Here is a 2456-nt window from a genome sequence, read left to right as displayed (position 1 = left end):
CCTAACTGGCATTCGCTTTTGGCAATTTAATGGGCAAATCACCTATAAAAAATCAAGTTATGAATAATGCAGGATTTTATTTTCCGGAAATAGAAAGTACGTCAATAAATTCATTAAAGCTCCTGAACTAATTATGATAAGTTTAGGGGCAAGTGTTAATTTGCTGAATTCTTTACTTGGAAATTCAATAAAGGCTGTCAAAATAATTGGTGAGAGCTTTAATTTCCCTATATTAAAATGAAAAAAATTACCTATTGAAAATCTAGTCACTTTAACTCCAAATAGCTTCAATGTTATAAAATGACCCAATTCATGTATAAATGAAGAGATAATATAGTAAATATATAATTCAATTATTATCATATTCTACCACTTTCCTTAAAATAAAAAGTGTAAGAACAAAAATAAGTAAACAAATCAAATAAACAGGAAGCAACATAAATAATCCATTCAGAGACTCTAACCCTAAATAGGTAAATAATAAACAAAAAGGTAAGGCAAGTAAAAAGTCGATTAGTAGAACTGCATACAGCTTAGTAGCATTTATCTTAGGAGTGAAGTTTTGATTATCAACGTCTTTTATGTAATCATTAATCAACATAAATGATTTTCTCCCAACAATAAATATGAAAGAACCAAACAGTATACCTAAAGAGGTGGATAGAACTATCAGTTCCGGTAAAACTCCCTTATAATAGTACCGAGTTAATATATCGTTCACATAATTAGAGCTATACTGATAGCTTGGTGCGTGATTTACTAAATAGCTCATCAATTCAACAGTATAGTCCTCATTATATTGGATGAAGATATTTCGAGCAAAGAGATCATCTTCTGAATATCCTTGCTTTTTCATTTCTAAATACATGTTTTCTAAGTATTCTTCGGAGTCCTTTGTTACAGATATAACACCATAATGATTATGTCTATCATCTTGATAAGATAGCGTTGTGATAGATAAATTTGTTAAACCAACAATTTGATAAGGAGTCTGATCTATATCTATCGTCATCCCAATAGCATCATTGATGTCACCTTCAAAATCCCAATGATTTTGCAATTGTTCATACGAAACAACTACCTCATACATATTATCCAGCGGCAGTCTCCCATCAATAAGAAAGCCTTTAGTTCCTGGATAAGCCACTTCATAACCAGGTAACTCAGTAATCAGATTCGGAATGGAAAACAGAAGCAATTCTTTATCTTCCTCACTAAAATATAGATTGTTAAGATAACCTTCATCAGTAACATATATATTCTCAACATAGCTTTTATTCGAAAGTTCTATTAATTCTTGAGTATCAAAATGATCATATAAGTCTACATAATTCCTTTCAAACTCCTCTGAACTCGTTATTGCTTCAATGTATCTTGCACTCGGCTCAGCAATATCAAGCAGCTCGATCATACCATCATTCGGTAGTTCTTCTTCGAATGGTACAGTTTCATTTATAAATTGCACAGAAATATATGTTAATAATATTAACAGTAAAGAAATAAAGGCTATCATTAACCGATTGAATTTCGAGACAAATATGTAGGTCATTATACGTTCGGTTCCTTTTTTCATTTACTCCAACTTCCTTCTTCTTTTAGGATTTTACCGTTACTAAAATGGTAGTTGACGTGATCGTTAAATTTTAACCGCTCATCATGTGTAGATAAAATAATCGTTTTTGTTGCACTTAGCTCATTAATAATCTGATTAACCTTTTCAGCTGTGCCATTGTCCAAATTGTTTGTTGGTTCATCTAAAATAATGATCGGTGTATCCTTAATAAAGCAACGTATTAAAGATACAACGACAAATTCACCACCGCTTAAGTTCATAATATCTTCATTCAAACAGTCGATTGAAAAATAACTGATATACTCATTAAGTAATTCACGGTTGCTACAAGTTAAATAATTACTAACTGACATAGGGTACTTATAGTTTCTCTGCGAGAAATACGCTATAAGTTCGTGTTTATTTGTAATATTAAGATGTCTTTTGTCTTTTAAAATAACTTCGATAAAAGTCGTTTTGCCACTACCGTTATCTCCGCTTAAAAGGTAAATACCCTTTTCTGAAAAGTCCAAATGATTTGCCTCTAGAGAAACCTTCCCTTTTTTCAGTCTAAAGTGATTGATTATCATCTTAAAAACACCTCAATTTCTGCTTGAATTTTTTTATAATTACATAATCCAGAAAAGCTGTAACGAAAAAGGTTAACAGAAATATAGGGACCACGAGATAGCTATCAAGCAGTCCCGACAAAATATAACAAGACAAGGAATATATCACTGCTTTAAATAGATGTGAGTAGTTTAAGAGATAGTATTTCTTTTGATGATCAATTAAAATTGAACTCGGAAAACCGTAAAAATAAAGTAAGTGATACCTAGATTATTCACAGCCCCACCATAAGCCACTAAGAAACTGCGTTAAATCAATTAAAAATACACAATCG

The 2456-nt window shown here is 31.2% G+C and carries 3 protein-coding genes; all 3 read right to left on the bottom strand.

The genetic code is table 11. The features are described from left to right. Window positions 1-57: 57 nt before the first annotated feature. From ABD814_RS13325 to ABD814_RS12250, 3 genes are read right to left on the bottom strand one after another with little or no spacing between them, the layout of a single operon-like run. A complete protein-coding gene (locus ABD814_RS13325; protein ID WP_425549084.1) occupies window positions 58-363 on the bottom strand; it encodes a site-2 protease family protein in 306 nt (101 codons plus the stop codon). Continuing rightward, window positions 350-1573 (bottom strand): hypothetical protein, encoded by a 1224-nt coding sequence (locus ABD814_RS12255; protein ID WP_344913664.1) that lies wholly within the window; start codon window positions 1571-1573, stop codon window positions 350-352. Before ABD814_RS12255 ends, ABD814_RS13325 begins: the two co-directional genes overlap by 14 nt. Further along, complete coding sequence (locus ABD814_RS12250; protein WP_344913661.1) at window positions 1570-2142, bottom strand: ATP-binding cassette domain-containing protein; 573 nt, start codon at window positions 2140-2142, stop codon at window positions 1570-1572. Before ABD814_RS12250 ends, ABD814_RS12255 begins: the two co-directional genes overlap by 4 nt. Between the last annotated feature and the right edge of the window lie 314 nt (window positions 2143-2456).

It is taken from the genome of Amphibacillus indicireducens (assembly GCF_039539605.1).
Taxonomy (GTDB): Bacteria; Bacillota; Bacilli; order Bacillales; family Amphibacillaceae; genus Amphibacillus; species Amphibacillus indicireducens.
Note: the sequence above shows the minus strand (reverse complement) of the source record. Positions and strands in the feature narration are given on the sequence as shown.